17 protein-coding genes are annotated in these 14,394 nt (G+C 35.6%); all 17 read left to right on the top strand.

The genetic code is table 11. The annotated features are described in order from the left end of the window. Nucleotides 1–6: 6 nt before the first annotated feature. Complete coding sequence (locus ACLTBU_RS01095) at nucleotides 7–1,002, top strand: RnfABCDGE type electron transport complex subunit D (RefSeq protein WP_177669648.1); 996 nt, start codon at nucleotides 7–9, stop codon at nucleotides 1,000–1,002. Then, a complete protein-coding gene (locus ACLTBU_RS01090; protein ID WP_249332450.1) occupies nucleotides 999–1,568 on the top strand; it encodes an RnfABCDGE type electron transport complex subunit G in 570 nt (189 codons plus the stop codon). The genes ACLTBU_RS01095 and ACLTBU_RS01090 overlap by 4 nt, the downstream gene beginning before the upstream one ends. Further along, a complete protein-coding gene (gene rsxE / locus ACLTBU_RS01085) occupies nucleotides 1,565–2,161 on the top strand; it encodes an electron transport complex subunit RsxE (RefSeq protein WP_412217121.1) in 597 nt (198 codons plus the stop codon). Before ACLTBU_RS01090 ends, rsxE begins: the two co-directional genes overlap by 4 nt. Before the next feature lie 14 nt (nucleotides 2,162–2,175). Then, nucleotides 2,176–2,751 (top strand): electron transport complex subunit RsxA, encoded by a 576-nt coding sequence (rsxA, locus tag ACLTBU_RS01080; protein ID WP_320650132.1) that lies wholly within the window; start codon nucleotides 2,176–2,178, stop codon nucleotides 2,749–2,751. Nucleotides 2,752–2,763: 12 nt separating this feature from the next. Further along, complete coding sequence (locus ACLTBU_RS01075; protein WP_320650133.1) at nucleotides 2,764–3,570, top strand: RnfABCDGE type electron transport complex subunit B; 807 nt, start codon at nucleotides 2,764–2,766, stop codon at nucleotides 3,568–3,570. Nucleotides 3,571–3,673: 103 nt separating this feature from the next. Further along, complete coding sequence (locus ACLTBU_RS01070; RefSeq protein ID WP_177669658.1) at nucleotides 3,674–3,925, top strand: DUF4321 domain-containing protein; 252 nt, start codon at nucleotides 3,674–3,676, stop codon at nucleotides 3,923–3,925. 13 nt (nucleotides 3,926–3,938) lie between these two features. After that, entirely contained in the window at nucleotides 3,939–4,514 is a 576-nt protein-coding gene (locus tag ACLTBU_RS01065) for a Maf family protein (RefSeq protein WP_320650134.1), read from the top strand. Between the two features lie 100 nt (nucleotides 4,515–4,614). Continuing rightward, nucleotides 4,615–5,298, top strand: a complete 684-nt coding sequence (gene radC / locus ACLTBU_RS01060) for a RadC family protein (RefSeq protein ID WP_249332454.1) — start codon at nucleotides 4,615–4,617, stop codon at nucleotides 5,296–5,298. A 166-nt stretch (nucleotides 5,299–5,464) separates the two neighbouring features. After that, the gene (locus ACLTBU_RS01055) at nucleotides 5,465–6,475 is read left to right on the top strand and encodes a rod shape-determining protein (protein WP_177669663.1); all 1,011 of its coding nucleotides are present in this window, start codon (nucleotides 5,465–5,467) and stop codon (nucleotides 6,473–6,475) included. Nucleotides 6,476–6,498: 23 nt separating this feature from the next. Beyond that, a complete protein-coding gene (gene mreC / locus ACLTBU_RS01050) occupies nucleotides 6,499–7,332 on the top strand; it encodes a rod shape-determining protein MreC (protein ID WP_249332455.1) in 834 nt (277 codons plus the stop codon). 11 nt (nucleotides 7,333–7,343) lie between these two features. Then, nucleotides 7,344–7,853: a rod shape-determining protein MreD gene (gene mreD, locus ACLTBU_RS01045; protein WP_177669667.1), complete on the top strand. Its 510-nt coding sequence runs from the start codon at nucleotides 7,344–7,346 to the stop codon at nucleotides 7,851–7,853. A 15-nt stretch (nucleotides 7,854–7,868) separates the two neighbouring features. Next, nucleotides 7,869–11,000: a penicillin-binding transpeptidase domain-containing protein gene (locus tag ACLTBU_RS01040; protein WP_412217118.1), complete on the top strand. Its 3,132-nt coding sequence runs from the start codon at nucleotides 7,869–7,871 to the stop codon at nucleotides 10,998–11,000. A 15-nt stretch (nucleotides 11,001–11,015) separates the two neighbouring features. Next, complete coding sequence (minC, locus tag ACLTBU_RS01035; protein WP_177669671.1) at nucleotides 11,016–11,699, top strand: septum site-determining protein MinC; 684 nt, start codon at nucleotides 11,016–11,018, stop codon at nucleotides 11,697–11,699. Between the two features lie 30 nt (nucleotides 11,700–11,729). Continuing rightward, a complete protein-coding gene (gene minD, locus ACLTBU_RS01030; RefSeq protein WP_177669673.1) occupies nucleotides 11,730–12,527 on the top strand; it encodes a septum site-determining protein MinD in 798 nt (265 codons plus the stop codon). 27 nt (nucleotides 12,528–12,554) lie between these two features. After that, entirely contained in the window at nucleotides 12,555–12,830 is a 276-nt protein-coding gene (minE, locus tag ACLTBU_RS01025) for a cell division topological specificity factor MinE (protein WP_408646574.1), read from the top strand. 22 nt (nucleotides 12,831–12,852) lie between these two features. Then, nucleotides 12,853–13,977, top strand: coding sequence for a rod shape-determining protein RodA (rodA, locus tag ACLTBU_RS01020; protein WP_177669677.1), 1,125 nt, complete (start codon nucleotides 12,853–12,855; stop codon nucleotides 13,975–13,977). 11 nt (nucleotides 13,978–13,988) lie between these two features. Continuing rightward, nucleotides 13,989–14,384 carry a methylglyoxal synthase gene (gene mgsA / locus ACLTBU_RS01015; protein WP_177669679.1) on the top strand — a complete coding sequence of 132 codons (396 nt, stop codon included), beginning with the start codon at nucleotides 13,989–13,991 and terminating at the stop codon, nucleotides 14,382–14,384. Nucleotides 14,385–14,394: the final 10 nt, after the last annotated feature.

Below are 14,394 nucleotides of genomic sequence, written 5' to 3'. Positions count from 1 at the left end.
TAAGACATGGAAAAATTATTTACAGTGGCATCTTCACCTCATGCACACCAGAAGCAAAATGTACAGAGTATTATGCGGGATGTAGTCATTGCACTTATTCCAGCATTTCTAGTAGGTACATACCTATTTGGATTAAAGGCTTTATGGACTACACTTATATGTGTTCTATCTTGCGTAGCCTTTGAAGCCATTTGGCAAAAGTTTACCCATCAAAAAGTGACCATTACAGATTTAAGTGCTGTTGTAACAGGGATGCTATTAGCTTTTAACTTACCAGCAGATATACCCATCTATGTACCTATAGTAGGTTCCTTTGTAGCAATCATTCTAGCTAAACAGATGTTTGGAGGTATTGGGCAGAACTTTATTAACCCGGCTCTTGCAGCACGTGCCTTTTTACTTGCAGCTTATCCTACTGCAATGACTAACTTTCAAAAACCTGAACGTTTTATGGGAAGTGCACCTGTTACCAATTGGGATGCAACATCTGCAGCATCAGCTGTAGATACACTTTCAGGTGCTACACCACTTGTAGCGTTTAAATTAGGAGATTCAAGCTATATGCCTTCTTTAATGGATGCTTTTTTAGGAAATATAGGAGGGTGCCTAGGTGAAGTATGTGCGCTAGCTTTACTTTTAGGAGGGCTTTATCTTATTTATAGGAAAGTTATTTCTTGGCATATTCCAGTATGCTATTTAGGTACACTTTTTATTGTGACAATGTTATTTAGTGGGCATGGGTTATACGAAAGCTTTACTTCACTGTTTTTAGGGGGAGCTATGTTAGGTGCTTTCTTTATGGCGACAGACTATACGACAACACCGATGACTCATAAAGGACAAATACTTTTTGCTGTGATGGCAGGTATCATTGCAGGCGTTATTAGGATTTTTGGAGGTTACCCAGAAGGAGTAAGCTATAGTATTTTACTTATGAACCTTGCTGTACCACTTATTGATAAATTTATGAAACCTGTTCGTTTTGGAGGTGGCAAAGCATGAGAGAACCATTAAAATTAGGTGCCATTTTACTTGTGATTACAACTATATGTGCAGGGCTATTAGGTTTTATTAATAATCTAACAGCACCAGTAATTAAATTAGGCAGACAAGAGACACAAAATCAAGCTGTTAAAAAACTTTTGCCAGATGTTGAAACGGTTAAAGAAATTGAAGTGACAGATCAGGATAAAATAACTACAGCTTTTATTACTTATAAAGGAAGTGATTACACAGGCAGTGTTATTAAAGTTTATCCAGAAGGCTATGGTGGGAGTATTGAGCTTTTAGTAGGTATTTTGCCAGAAGGAAAGGTGGCAGGTATTCAAGTATTAAGCCATCAAGAGACACCAGGTCTTGGAGCGAATATGGATAAGGAAGATTTTAAAGAACAATTTCCAGGTAAGCAGACCCCTATAGTTGTTAATAAAATGAATCCGAGTGAAAATGAAATTATGGCTATTACGGGTGCTACTATTACAAGCAAGGGGGTAGCAGATGGTGTTAACTTAGCTGCTGAATATGTTCAAAGCCATCAAGAAGAATGGCAGAAGGGGGATGCTCAATGAAAACATTACTTGAAAGGTTAAAAGCAGGAATTTTAATAGATAATCCTACCTTTATGCAGGTACTAGGTATGTGCCCTACATTAGCTGTTACAACAAGTGCACAAAATGCAGTGGGGATGGGGCTAGCTACAACCGCAGTACTTATTTGCTCAAATACAGTTATTTCACTTCTTAGAAAATGTATTCCTTCCAAAATACGTATTCCAGCATTTGTTGTCATTATTGCAAGCTTTGTAACCATGATTGACCTACTCTTGCAGGCTTATATTCCGGCACTTCATGCACAACTTGGCCTTTTTCTTCCTTTAATTGTAGTAAACTGTCTCATATTAGGAAGAGCAGAAGCTTATGCTTATAAAAATAAGGTGATTCCTTCTTTATTTGATGGACTAGGGATGGGACTTGGATTTACACTAGCTCTTACAACCATTGGTACGGTTAGAGAAATACTGGGTGCAGGGAGCTTATTTGGAATAAGTGTTATGCCAGCAACCTATGAACCAGCTATCATTATGATTTTAGCGCCAGGTGCCTTCTTTACTTTAGCTATTTTAATGGCTATTTTAAATGCAATTAGGGCTAGAAAACACTAGAGGGGGATGTAACGATGGAATTATTACTAGTATTTTTAGGTGCTGCATTAGTGAACAACTTTGTTCTTACAAGGTTTTTAGGAATTTGTCCTTTTTTAGGTGTTTCTAAAAAAATAGAAACAGCTATGGGTATGGGTATGGCTGTAACTTTTGTAATGGGCCTTGCTTCAATGATTTCTTATATTGTTTATGAATTTATTTTACAGCCTTTACATTTAGAGTATCTTTATACAGTAGCATTTATTTTAGTTATCGCATCTTTAGTACAGTTTGTGGAAATGGTTATTCAAAAGACAAGTCCATCTCTTTATTCAGCACTAGGTGTTTACTTGCCACTGATTACAACAAATTGTGCTGTACTGGGTGTAGCTATTATCAATATGCAAAAATCCTATACACTCATTGAATCTATTGTAAATGGTGTGGGTGGTGCATTAGGGTTTACTTTAGTTATTGTACTTTTTGCAGGTATACGTGAACGTATTGAAAACAATAATATTTTACCATATTTAAAAGGTTTTCCAATAGCACTTATTACAGCAGGGTTTATGGCAATTGCCTTCTTAGGCTTTCAGAACCTAATTAAATAGGAGGGGAAAAACATGGATTTAACAGCAGTGATCAACCCTATTTTAGCCATAGGCGGTATGGGGCTCGTTTTTGGAGTAGGACTTGGTATTGCCTCAAAGAAATTTGCAGTGCCTGTAGATGAAAAGGTAGAAGGTATAAGAGAAAATCTTCCAGGAGCCAACTGCGGAGGGTGTGGCTTTGCAGGTTGTGATGCCTTTGCTAAAGCAGTTGCAAGCGGTGAGGCAAAAGCTAATGGATGTCCTGTAAGCAGCAAGCTTCAGAAAGAGGCTATTGCTAAAATTATGGGAGAAGAAGTTGTCGAATGTTCTAAACAGGTAGCCATTGTAAGATGCCAGGGTAATCATGATTTGGCGCGTGAGAAGTATGAGTATGAGGGTATTTTGACTTGTGAAGATGCACATTTAGTAGGGGGAGGACCCAAAGCTTGTACATATGGATGTTTAGGATACGGAAGTTGCCAAAAAGCATGTCCATTCGATGCTATTGCGATAGAAAATGGTTTAGCCGTTATTCATGAAGATAAGTGTAAAGCTTGTAGTGCCTGCGTGGTTGCCTGTCCAAGACAGCTGATTTATATAGGAGATGCAGGGACAAAATATCAAGTTATGTGCAAATCCTATGATAAAGGAAAAATTGTAAAAGGAAATTGCCAAGTAGGTTGTATAGGATGTGGTCTTTGTGTCAAACAATGCGAGTTGGGTGCGATTACATTAGAAAATGGACTGGCTACTATTGATCCCTCTAAGTGTACGGAGTGCGGCAAATGTATAGGGAAATGTCCAACTCATGCCCTTACACTTTATCACGAAGAAGATTAATAGTAATAAGAAGCTCTTTGAAAATAAGAGCTTCTTATTTTGTGTGTATTTAAACTATGATATAATAATGGGATGATACAAAGGATAAGTAGGGGGATAAAAGATGAAAGCAAAAAATTTCTGGGTTTTACTGCTTTGTATGTTGGCAGGGCTTACAGTAGGTTATTTTATAGGAGAGTTATGTACGAAAGTACCTGGTTTAAGTTTTATGAATTACCAGCAGATTTTTGGCCTTGAAGAGCCTATACCGATTGACTTAGGTGTTATAAGTGCTGTATTTAAATTTCAAATTAAAATTAGTCTAGCAGGTATACTTGGGATGGTTGGCGGTATACTGATTTACAAAAAGATTTAATAAGGAGAAAGTTATGCAAAAGATTATTTTAGCTTCAAAGTCTCCAAGACGCAAAGAGCTTATGGGGCTGATCCCGGTAAATTTTGAAGTGATTACAAAGGAAGTAGAAGAGGTGATAGATAGGTGCAAAACACCTGAGGAAAACGTAAAAATGCTAGCACAGCAAAAAGCTTTAGCTGTTGCACAGGATCATGAAGATAGGTGGGTAGTGGGCTGTGATACCATTGTTGTAAATAAGATGGAGATTATGGGTAAACCGAAAGATGTACAAGGGGCTTTAAATATGCTTGAAGACTTGCAGGGAGGTTGCCATAAAGTCTGTACAGGCGTAAGTCTTGTTAATCTTAAACAAGGAGTAAGTAGAAGTTTTACGACTACAAGTCTTGTTTATATGCGAAAATTAGAGGCTGAGGAGATAGAATGGTACGTAAGTACGGGTGAACCTATGGATAAGGCAGGTGCATATGGTATTCAAGGCTATGCAAGTAACTTTGTTGAAAAAATAGAAGGTGATTACTTTAATATAGTAGGTTTGCCTGTATCAGCTCTTTATCAAGTTTTAAAAGAATATGAACTACTTAGCTTTTAGGAAATAACCTAAAAGCTTTTTTGCAATAAACTAGTAATGATTTGTATAAACACGAAAAAATTAGGTAATCATTTAATAAGTCATTAAAGGAGTTTATCTAATGAAAATAGAAGATTTTCCAGTAGAAGAGAGACCTTATGAGAAATTTATAAAATATGGAGAGAAAGCTTTAAGCGTTAGCGAACTTTTAGCTATTTTACTTCGTAGTGGGACCAGAGAGTTAAGCAGTATTGAACTTGCCAGAAATCTTGTGTTAGATATTGATCAAAAAGAACAGATTCTAAAGCTTTATGATTATACGTATGAAAGTCTTATAGCGCTAAATGGCATAGGTCCTGTTAAAGCTATACAGATTTTAACTCTATTAGAGTTAAGTCGAAGGCTTTCTAAAGCTACCTATAAACAAACTATGAAATGGACCAGTCCTAAAGATGTAGCAGGCTATTTTATGGAAGAGATGAGGCATAAGAAAAAAGAACAGTTTCTTGTTGTTTACCTAGATACAAAGTGTAAATGTATTGGTTATGAGAGAGTGTCGGAAGGAAGTCTTAATGCTTCTATTGTCCACCCAAGAGAAGTTTATAAAGGTGCTATATGCAAATCTGCTTATAGTATTATTGTCCTTCATAATCATCCAAGTGGAGAGCCCATTCCAAGTAAGGAAGATCTTCAGATTACGGCTAAACTAAAAGATACAGGAGATATTGTAGGAATTAGGCTTCTTGATCATATTATTATCGGTGATGGATGTTTTATAAGTCTGAAAGAACAAGGGTATCTTTGAAATATTTATTAAAACAAATGCAGTTTTTTTGTTGAAAAATAACGAAAAAAACTGTATCATGTTAGCTATGGGATTTTATGCAAATTCTATAGGATAACGACTTGATTAACAAATAAAATACAAGCAGATCATATGATGATTATGGACATGAGTAGGAGGAAAGAACATGTTTGGAAGAGATATGGGAATTGACTTAGGAACAGCGAATACGCTTGTTTTTGTAAAAGGTAAAGGTATTGTAGTAAATGAACCATCAGTAGTTGCCATAAAAGAAAAGACAAATCAAATTTTAGCAGTAGGTGATGAAGCTAAAAAAATGATCGGTAGGACACCAGGAAATATCGTTGCTATTAGACCACTTAGAGATGGGGTTATTGCAGACTTTGGCACAACAGAAGCAATGATTCGCTACTTTATTGGAAAAGCATATAAACAATCTTTATTCTCACCAAAACCACGTGTTATCATCTGTGTACCATCAGGGGTTACATCAGTTGAAAAACGTGCAGTTGAAGAAGCAACACTTAAAGCAGGTGCTAAACAAGCGCTTATTATGGAAGAGCCTATGGCAGCAGCTATTGGAGCTAACCTTCGTGTAGAAGAACCAACAGGAAATATGGTTGTGGATATCGGTGGTGGTACAACAGATGTAGCAGTTATTTCGTTAGGTGGTATTGTTGCAAGTCGTTCTCTTCGTATTGCAGGGGATGAATTTGATGAATACATTGTTTCTTACATTAAAAAAGAATACAACCTTATGATCGGTGAACGTACAGCAGAACAAATCAAACTTACAATTGGTGCAGCATATCCTACTGGTGAAAATAATACAATGGAAATCCGTGGCCGTGACCTTGTAACAGGACTTCCAAAAATCTTAACAATTACTTCACAAGAAGTAACAGAAGCTATCAAAGAACCTGTTAATGCTATTGTAGAAGCCATTAAATATACTTTAGAAAAAACACCACCAGAATTATCAGCAGATATTATGGAAAGTGGTATTATGCTTACAGGCGGTGGTGCACTCCTTACAGGTCTTGATACACTCATTAGCTTAGAAACAGGTATGCCGGTTAATATTGCAGAAAATCCACTTGACTGCGTAGCACAAGGGACTGGTTTAGCACTTGAAAATATTGAAAAATGGGCGGGGCTATTTGCCGACGATAAATAGATAGAGACAAGGAGTAAGAGGCCGTGAAATTATCACAAAAAACCAAAAAGAAACTCATAGTAATCGGGATAAGTGTAACTGCGGTTCTCTCTGTGTCAGTAGTATTAGGTGTTAAGTATAATATCTCCATGCTTAGTAGTGTGGCAGATATTATTACCTACCCTTTTAAAAAGAGTATTTATTTTCTAACTGAACAAGTGAGTGAAGTAACGGGGTATTTTAAAAACGTAGAAGATTTGATTAGAGAAAATGAAGAACTTAAAACTCAAAATGATCGCTTACTGTATCAAAATACTATGTTAGAACAATACAAAAGTGAAAATGAAGGACTTAAGGAAATTCTATCCCTTAAACAACGTTATCAGGAATACCCAACATTAGGGGCTAATGTTATAGCAAAAGATATAAGTAACTGGTATAAATCTTTTAATATTGATAAAGGACTTATACAAGGCATTAAAGAAGAAGATGTTCTTTTATCAGGTGGAGGACTAGCTGGACATATAACAAAGGTAGATCCTCTTACATCTACTGCCATTTCTATTATAGACGATCGTAGTTCTATCAGTGTAAAAGTAGTAAGAACAGGTGACACAGGTATTTTAAGAGGTGACATTGAACTTGCTGAGAAGGGGCTGTGTAGACTAGAGATTGATATTGAGTCAGAAGTTGTAAAAGGAGATCAAATTATTACTTCTCATTTAAGTGATATTTATCCACCCGGTATTCCTATAGGAACGGTAGAAGAAGTGACAACAGGTAAAAATGGCCTGACACAATATGCTTATATCAAACCTTTTGTAGACTTCAAACATTTAGAAAATGTACTAGTTATTACTAGTGATTCTGAAGAATAGAGGGACTACTTATGCGTATAGTTGTAATAACGATTTTACTTGTTATGACACACATTCTTGAGATGACACTTTTTAAATCCATTCGAATAGGTGGAGTTGCACCTGATTTTATGCTTATGATCATTGTATCTTTTGCACTTTTAAGAGGAAGTAAGGAAGGCGCATTAATAGGAGCGCTTGCCGGACTTTTTTATGATGTAACATTTGGTATGTTTATTGGACAACATACAGTAGCGTACATACTTATTGGTTATGTATGTGGTAAGTTTAATAAGAATTTTTACAGAGAAAATTTTATTATGCCATTCTTCTGTACCCTTTTTAGTAGTTTATTTATGAGCTGTAGTTCCATGTTTATTTATGTTATGCGTGGAAAAGCCAATTTACTCTTTTTCCTTAAGGCACTAGTTATTCCAGAAGTTATTTATACAGTTACATTATCTTTAGTTCTTTATCAACTGATTTATCTAATTAATGAAAGGTTAGAACTAAGAGAAAAGAAAACAAGGAATATATTTTAAGTACAGGAGGGGCATATGAAAAAGAAAACAAATAAAATCCTCCATATGTTATCAGAACGTCTTTTCTTAATGTATTTAGGTGTATGCGTTTTATTTCTTGTTATTGTAGGGAAATTTTATCAGCTTCAGATTATTGAACATGATAAATATGCAAACAATTTAAGAGCAAGTGTAGAACGTGTTATTGATATAACAGCACCGAGGGGGCTTATTTATGACAGATACGGTAGACCTCTTGCTATTAATAAACCAACTAATGTAGTGCGTTTAGACCAACAAGTTAAGATGGATAAAGAAAAACTCAACCAAGTTTTGTTAGAACTTGCCCTTTTACTTGAGAAAAATGGTGATACTTATGAGGATAATATTCCTATTAGTAAAAGTACACCTTTTGAGTATACAGAAAGTAAGACAAGCATTAATCAGTTTATGTATTCCATTCCTTATAATGATGAAAAACATAGACAAGAACTTTTACAGAAATCAGCAAGTGAAATTATTGATTATTTAAAAGTTAAATATGATATTAAAAACATGACCGATGAAGAAGCTAGAAAAGTCATTGCCCTTCGCACAGAAATCTACAAAGTAGCTTATAGCAAATATAAACCGGTAGAACTTGCAACACATGTTTCAGATGAAACCATTGCCTACTTAGAAGAACATCATGATGATTTCCCAAGTATACTGGTAGATGTAGCGCCGGTAAGATACTATACAGAACCAGAGGTATTAGGAAACCTACTAGGTTATACCAGAACTATTACAGAAGCTCAGTATGAGGAAATGAAAGATGAAGGATATGACAAGGATGATATTGTAGGGCATGAAGGTATTGAAAAGACTATGGAAAGTGAGCTTCGAGGTCAAAAGGGTGTAGAACGCGTTGAAGTTGATAACGTAGGAAGACGTGTACACACTATAGAAAAAGATGAGGCTATTCCAGGAAATGATGTGTTTTTAACTATTGATTTAGACCTTCAGAAAGTAGCTTATGAAAGTACTGAGAGAAACCTAAGTGAAGCTTTAATTGAAAGACTTAAAGGTGGAAATGATAAGGTTGAGGCAGTATCGAGTAAAGAAATGATTGTTTCTATGCTAGAAAGTAGTCAGCTTAATCTGAAGCAAATGGATGAAGCTAAAGAAGATAGTATACAAAAGCAGCTTTATACAAGACTTATGGAAAAATACAATAGCCTAGATGCAGTTATTAAGGAAACTATGAATGCACTTGATCTCCTTATTCAACTTGTAGATGAAGAAACAGGAGATTTTACTGAAAAAGAAATTCTTCTTGCACTTAATGAACAAGGCGCACTTAACTTGTCAGAACAAACAGTTACTAACTTTATGAACAATCGACAAGGTACAACGGAAGCAACCTTAATTCAGCAACTTGAAACAGGAGGGCTAAAGCCAAACCAGATGTCTATTATGCCATCTAGTGCTGCAAGTGTAGTTGTAGATGTGCATACAGGAGAAGTACTCGCCTTAGTAGGTTACCCATCTTATGATGCTAATCAAATGACTACTAACTTTAACCGTTATTATAACACACTTTTTGATAGCAGGAGTATGCTATGGAATAGGGCACTTATGACAGCGAAGGCACCAGGATCTACTTTTAAAATGATTACAGGTATTGCAGGGCTTGAAGAAGGAGTAGTTACACCTGACACTCTGATTTATGATACCGGTGTATATGAAAAAGTAGGAACACCTGCTCCAAAATGTTGGATTCACACTAATACAGGTGGTGGACACGGTAATACTAATCTTAATAAAGCATTAGAAGTATCTTGTAACTATTACTTCTATGAGGTAGCTTATCGTTTAGGATTAAAAGGCAAAACACCTTATGGTGGGATTGATATGCTCACTAAATATGTAGAGATGTTTGGACTAGATAAGAAGACAGGTATCGAACTTGCAGAGTCACCTCCAAATATTTCAACACCCTATAACTTAGTTAAAAATCAAGTAGCTGAGCAATTTTCTATTTTAAGAAAAGCAGAAGAAGAGCGTATGGCAGGATATGTAGAAGATGTACTAGCTGAAATGGAGAAAGGCATTTATCCAATTGTTTCACAAAGTGGGCCTTCTTTAAACGAGCAAATTGATTATTTAGCCCAGTACGAGCTCAAAAGACAGTTGGAGCCTGTATTGCAAGATGGTTTTGAAGATCATTTAGAAAGTCTGATTGAAAATGCCTATAAACAAATACAGCTTAGCCTTCAAACTAAGTCTAATGAATATCTAGAAAAAATACTTCAAGGAACGATTAATGATACACAAGAAAAATCTTTAAAAAATAAAGCTAAAGTTCAAATTACAGAGGTCATAGGTGAGATCATTTCAGATCATCTAGATACACAAATTAAAGAAATTGTAGATAAGATAGATGTTTATGATATTTTAGATAGCTATGAATATGCTTATAATACACTTTATAATAGACAGTTTAAAACAGACCCTAATGGAGAAATTGTGAAAGAAGTTAAAAGACGTCTTGAAACTTTGGATGAGGATGAAGCAATTTATCGTGGTTATTTGATAGAAAAAGTGAAAAGTAACTTAATTACCTCTATTACAAATGAAATTTTGTCAGGATTAAGATTAGACTGGAAAGAGGGTACAACTGTCCGTACAGCTATTGGACAAGGTGATAATGCCTTCACACCGCTGCAGATGGCTCGCTATATTGCAGCCCTTGCAAATGGTAAAAATGTACATGACTTGCGTGTTATTAGTGGAATCAATCAGGTTAAAGAAGATCTAGGCTATATGGCTACTGATCCTGTAGTATATAATACTTTAAATCTTAAAGCCTCAACACTAGAACATATTTATGAAGGTATGTATGCTGTAACACATGGTACACTTGGTTCAGCCCGTCATACATTTAAAGACTTTGAGATAGAAGTAGCAGGTAAAACGGGAACTGCGCAGGAAGGCAAATATGAACATAGTTGGTTTGTAGGTTTTGCACCATATAAAGATCCACAGATTGCAGTCGTAACAACTGTATATAATGCAAATGGACAAGGAACTTATGGCCAGCTTATTGCAAGAGATATTTTGACAGAGTACTTTAGTTTAGGTAAAGAAGTGCCCAAAATGACATTAGATAATATGTTTGTTGAATAAAGGGGGAGACGTAATATGGAAAACCTTGTAGTGTTTAAAGGCTCTATAGATGGAATTACAGTCATGCTTGATGCACATGCACCTTTTGATGAACTATTAGATAACTTTATAACCAAGCTAGAAAGTTCAAAAAAGTTTTTTAGTGGTGCAAAAGTTAATATGCGTTTTAAAGGCAGAAAGCTTTCTAAAGAGCAGCAAGATGAGCTTATGAGCTTACTTGCCAATCAGAATATCTTAAATGTAGCCTTTATCCATGAATTTGAACAAAGTAGTAGTGATAAAAGAGAAGACTATTTGAAATGGATTGGTGAAGAGCTAGAAAGGCCTAATGTTTCTTTAACTAAATATCATTATGGTATTGTTCGTTCAGGTCAACATATAGACTTTGCCGGGAGTGTTGTTGTAATAGGGGATATTAACCCCGGCGGGGTCATTACAGCAGGTGGTAATGTAATTGTAATGGGAACCTTGAATGGGAAAGTCCATGCAGGACTTGATGAGAAATTTAAAACCCCTTTTATACTGGCTAACCATATGTATCCCATGCAGATTGGTATTCGAAATGTGATTGCACAGTCACCAGAGGGAGAGAGTGTAAGCCGGATGAAGGATGAAATGCCACAGATAGCCTATGTGAATGAAGATCAAATATATGTAGAAGAAATAGATTTTAAAACGCTTAATCATATGATAGAATAAGATAACAGAAAGAATAAGAGGGGGAAAAACATGAGTCAAGTAATCGTAGTTACATCAGGTAAAGGCGGCGTAGGTAAGACGACAACATCTGCTAATATTGGTACTGCATTAAACTTATTAGGAAAGAAAGTTGTTCTTTTAGATGCAGATATTGGTCTTAGAAATTTAGATGTGGTTATGGGTCTTGAAAATCGTATTGTCTATGATTTAGTAGATGTTGTAGAAGGCAGATGCCGTATTAAACAAGCACTTATTAAGGACAAGCGTTATGAAGGGCTCTACCTATTACCTGCTGCACAGACAAGAGATAAAGATGCAGTAAGCCCTGAGCAAATGAAAAAACTTTGTGATACATTAAAAGAAGATTTTGACTATATTATTGTAGACTGCCCAGCAGGTATTGAACAAGGCTTTAAAAATGCCGTAGCAGGAGCTGATCGTGCACTTGTTGTAACAACACCAGAGGTGTCAGCTGTACGTGATGCAGACCGTATTATTGGATTGCTAGAAGCAAATGGCATTTCGAATATTCAGCTTATTATTAACCGAGTACGTATGAATATGGTTAAACGTGGTGATATGATGGCTATGGATGATGTAGTAGAAATCCTTGCAATTAACCTTCTTGGTGTTGTGCCAGATGATGAAAATATCGTTATTACAACCAATAGAGGAGAACCAGCAGTATCTGATAAAAATGCTTTAGCAGGTAAAGCATTTAGAAATATTGCAGACCGTATTGAAGGAAATGAAGTACCATTTTTAGATTTAGATATGGACAATGGTTTTTTAGGTAAGCTTAAAAAAATATTTGGTTTTAATAACTAAAATAAGCAAAGAGGGTGAAAAGGGATGCTGGATTTTAGTCAACTATTTGGTAGAAAAAATCAGTCAAGTCATGTTGCAAAAGATAGGTTAAAACTTGTACTTATTCATGACCGTATGAACTGTTCAACAGAACTTCTAGAAATGATGCGTTCTGATATTATTGCTGTTATTTCAAAATATGTAGATATTGATACAGATGAATTTAATATTGAGGTATCTTCTCTGGAATGTGATAAAGAAGGGAATAAAGCACCTGTTTTGTCAGCTAATATTCCAATTAAAAATTTAAAAAAAGTAAGATAACTAAGAAAGGTAAAGTTAGAACATGTTCAATTTTAAGAGAGAACATCTAAAGAAGATAGATTATTGGCTTGTACTGTGCATATTTGCACTAGTGGGGATTGGTATGCTTGCCATCAGTAGTGCAACTTCTTATTCGGGTGATATAGATATATTAAGATCTCAATTTCTGTTCTTTATAGCAGGGCTTGGACTTATGGTTTTGGCTATGTCTATAGACTATCACCTATTAGGAGAATGGTATTTGCCTATTTATATTTTGATGAATATTGTACTGATTGCTGTATTCTTCCTTGGTAAAAATGTTAACGGAGCGACAAGATGGATCCAAGTTGGTCCTATGACTATACAGCCTTCTGAATTTGCCAAGATTGGTTGTATTTTATGTACAGCAAAAATGTTAGAGAAGTATAATGATAAAATAAATAGTATTCCTTCTCTTCTTATTATTGGACTATTTCATTTTGTGCCTTTTATTCTTGTAAATAGACAGCCCAATTTATCAACCAGTCTTGTCATTTTAGGGATTCTAGTGATACAATTATTTATAAGTAAACTAGACTTTAAAGTAATGCTTACGACGGTAGGGATAGGCACCTTAGTGTTAGGTATTGCACTGGCCTATATTATTGGGAATCCAAATCAAAAACTTCTTCCAGATTATCAACGTAACCGTATTGTGACTAAAATACAGGGGGGAGATAACCTGGCAGAAAACTATCAAACGAATCAGTCCGTTCATGCTATTGGTTCAGGAGGACTTGAGGGGAAAGGTTTATATCAAGGTGCTATTAGTCAGCTGAATTACTTACCAGAGTCTCATAATGACTTTATTGTAGCCATTATTGCAGAGGAGTTTGGTTTTATAGGTATATTAATCGTACTAGGTATTATTCTCTTTATGATTGCTAGGGGGCTTTGGATTGCACATGCTGCTCCGGATAATTTTGGTAGATTTATTATTGCAGGCTATATGGGTATGATTGCCATGCAAACCTTTGTAAATATGGGGGTTGTAACAAGCTTATTACCTAATACAGGCTTACCTTTACCTTTTATTAGCTATGGTGGAAGCTCATTATGGGCGAATATGATTGGTATAGGATTAGTGTTAAATGTTGGGATGAGAAAAGAAAAATCAATGTTTTAGGAGGTAAGTTGATGAATATCGGACTTATAGCACATGATGCTAAAAAGAAACTTATGGAAAACTTTACAATTGCCTACAGACATATATTAGCGAAACACACTTTATATGCCACAGGCACAACAGGTAGGTTAGTAGAAGAAGCAACTAACTTAAATATTTACAAATATTTAGCAGGTCATCTGGGTGGTGCACAGCAGCTTGGCGCTCAAATTGCACACAACCAGTTAGATATGGTTATTTTCTTAAGAGACCCTGTTACTCAAAAAGTACATGAGCCAGACGTGGGTGCTTTAGAGAGACTATGTGATATCCATAACATTCCTATAGCGACCAATCTCGCAACAGCTGAACTTTTAGTGAAAGCTCTTGAAAGAGGAGACTTAAGCTGGAGAGAAGTTGTAAGATAAAAAAGACTTA

It is taken from the genome of Zhenhengia sp. (assembly GCF_046966505.1).
Classification (GTDB): Bacteria; Bacillota; Clostridia; order Lachnospirales; family Cellulosilyticaceae; genus Zhenhengia; species Zhenhengia yiwuensis.
This window is presented reverse-complemented; position numbering and strand designations above follow the sequence as displayed.

What these genes read in the sequence shown, in the direction of transcription:
- ACLTBU_RS01095 (WP_177669648.1), top strand. Translation starts at nt 7, where the DNA reads ATGGAAAAATTATTTACAGTGGCATCTTCACCTCATGCACACCAGAAG.
- minC (WP_177669671.1), top strand. Translation starts at nt 11,016, where the DNA reads ATGGAAAACCTTGTAGTGTTTAAAGGCTCTATAGATGGAATTACAGTC.
- rodA (WP_177669677.1), top strand. Translation starts at nt 12,853, where the DNA reads ATGTTCAATTTTAAGAGAGAACATCTAAAGAAGATAGATTATTGGCTT.
- mreD (WP_177669667.1), top strand. Translation starts at nt 7,344, where the DNA reads ATGCGTATAGTTGTAATAACGATTTTACTTGTTATGACACACATTCTT.
- mgsA (WP_177669679.1), top strand. Translation starts at nt 13,989, where the DNA reads ATGAATATCGGACTTATAGCACATGATGCTAAAAAGAAACTTATGGAA.
- rsxE (WP_412217121.1), top strand. Translation starts at nt 1,565, where the DNA reads ATGAAAACATTACTTGAAAGGTTAAAAGCAGGAATTTTAATAGATAAT.
- minD (WP_177669673.1), top strand. Translation starts at nt 11,730, where the DNA reads ATGAGTCAAGTAATCGTAGTTACATCAGGTAAAGGCGGCGTAGGTAAG.
- ACLTBU_RS01040 (WP_412217118.1), top strand. Translation starts at nt 7,869, where the DNA reads ATGAAAAAGAAAACAAATAAAATCCTCCATATGTTATCAGAACGTCTT.
- ACLTBU_RS01070 (WP_177669658.1), top strand. Translation starts at nt 3,674, where the DNA reads ATGAAAGCAAAAAATTTCTGGGTTTTACTGCTTTGTATGTTGGCAGGG.
- ACLTBU_RS01065 (WP_320650134.1), top strand. Translation starts at nt 3,939, where the DNA reads ATGCAAAAGATTATTTTAGCTTCAAAGTCTCCAAGACGCAAAGAGCTT.
- ACLTBU_RS01055 (WP_177669663.1), top strand. Translation starts at nt 5,465, where the DNA reads ATGTTTGGAAGAGATATGGGAATTGACTTAGGAACAGCGAATACGCTT.
- ACLTBU_RS01090 (WP_249332450.1), top strand. Translation starts at nt 999, where the DNA reads ATGAGAGAACCATTAAAATTAGGTGCCATTTTACTTGTGATTACAACT.
- ACLTBU_RS01075 (WP_320650133.1), top strand. Translation starts at nt 2,764, where the DNA reads ATGGATTTAACAGCAGTGATCAACCCTATTTTAGCCATAGGCGGTATG.
- rsxA (WP_320650132.1), top strand. Translation starts at nt 2,176, where the DNA reads ATGGAATTATTACTAGTATTTTTAGGTGCTGCATTAGTGAACAACTTT.
- radC (WP_249332454.1), top strand. Translation starts at nt 4,615, where the DNA reads ATGAAAATAGAAGATTTTCCAGTAGAAGAGAGACCTTATGAGAAATTT.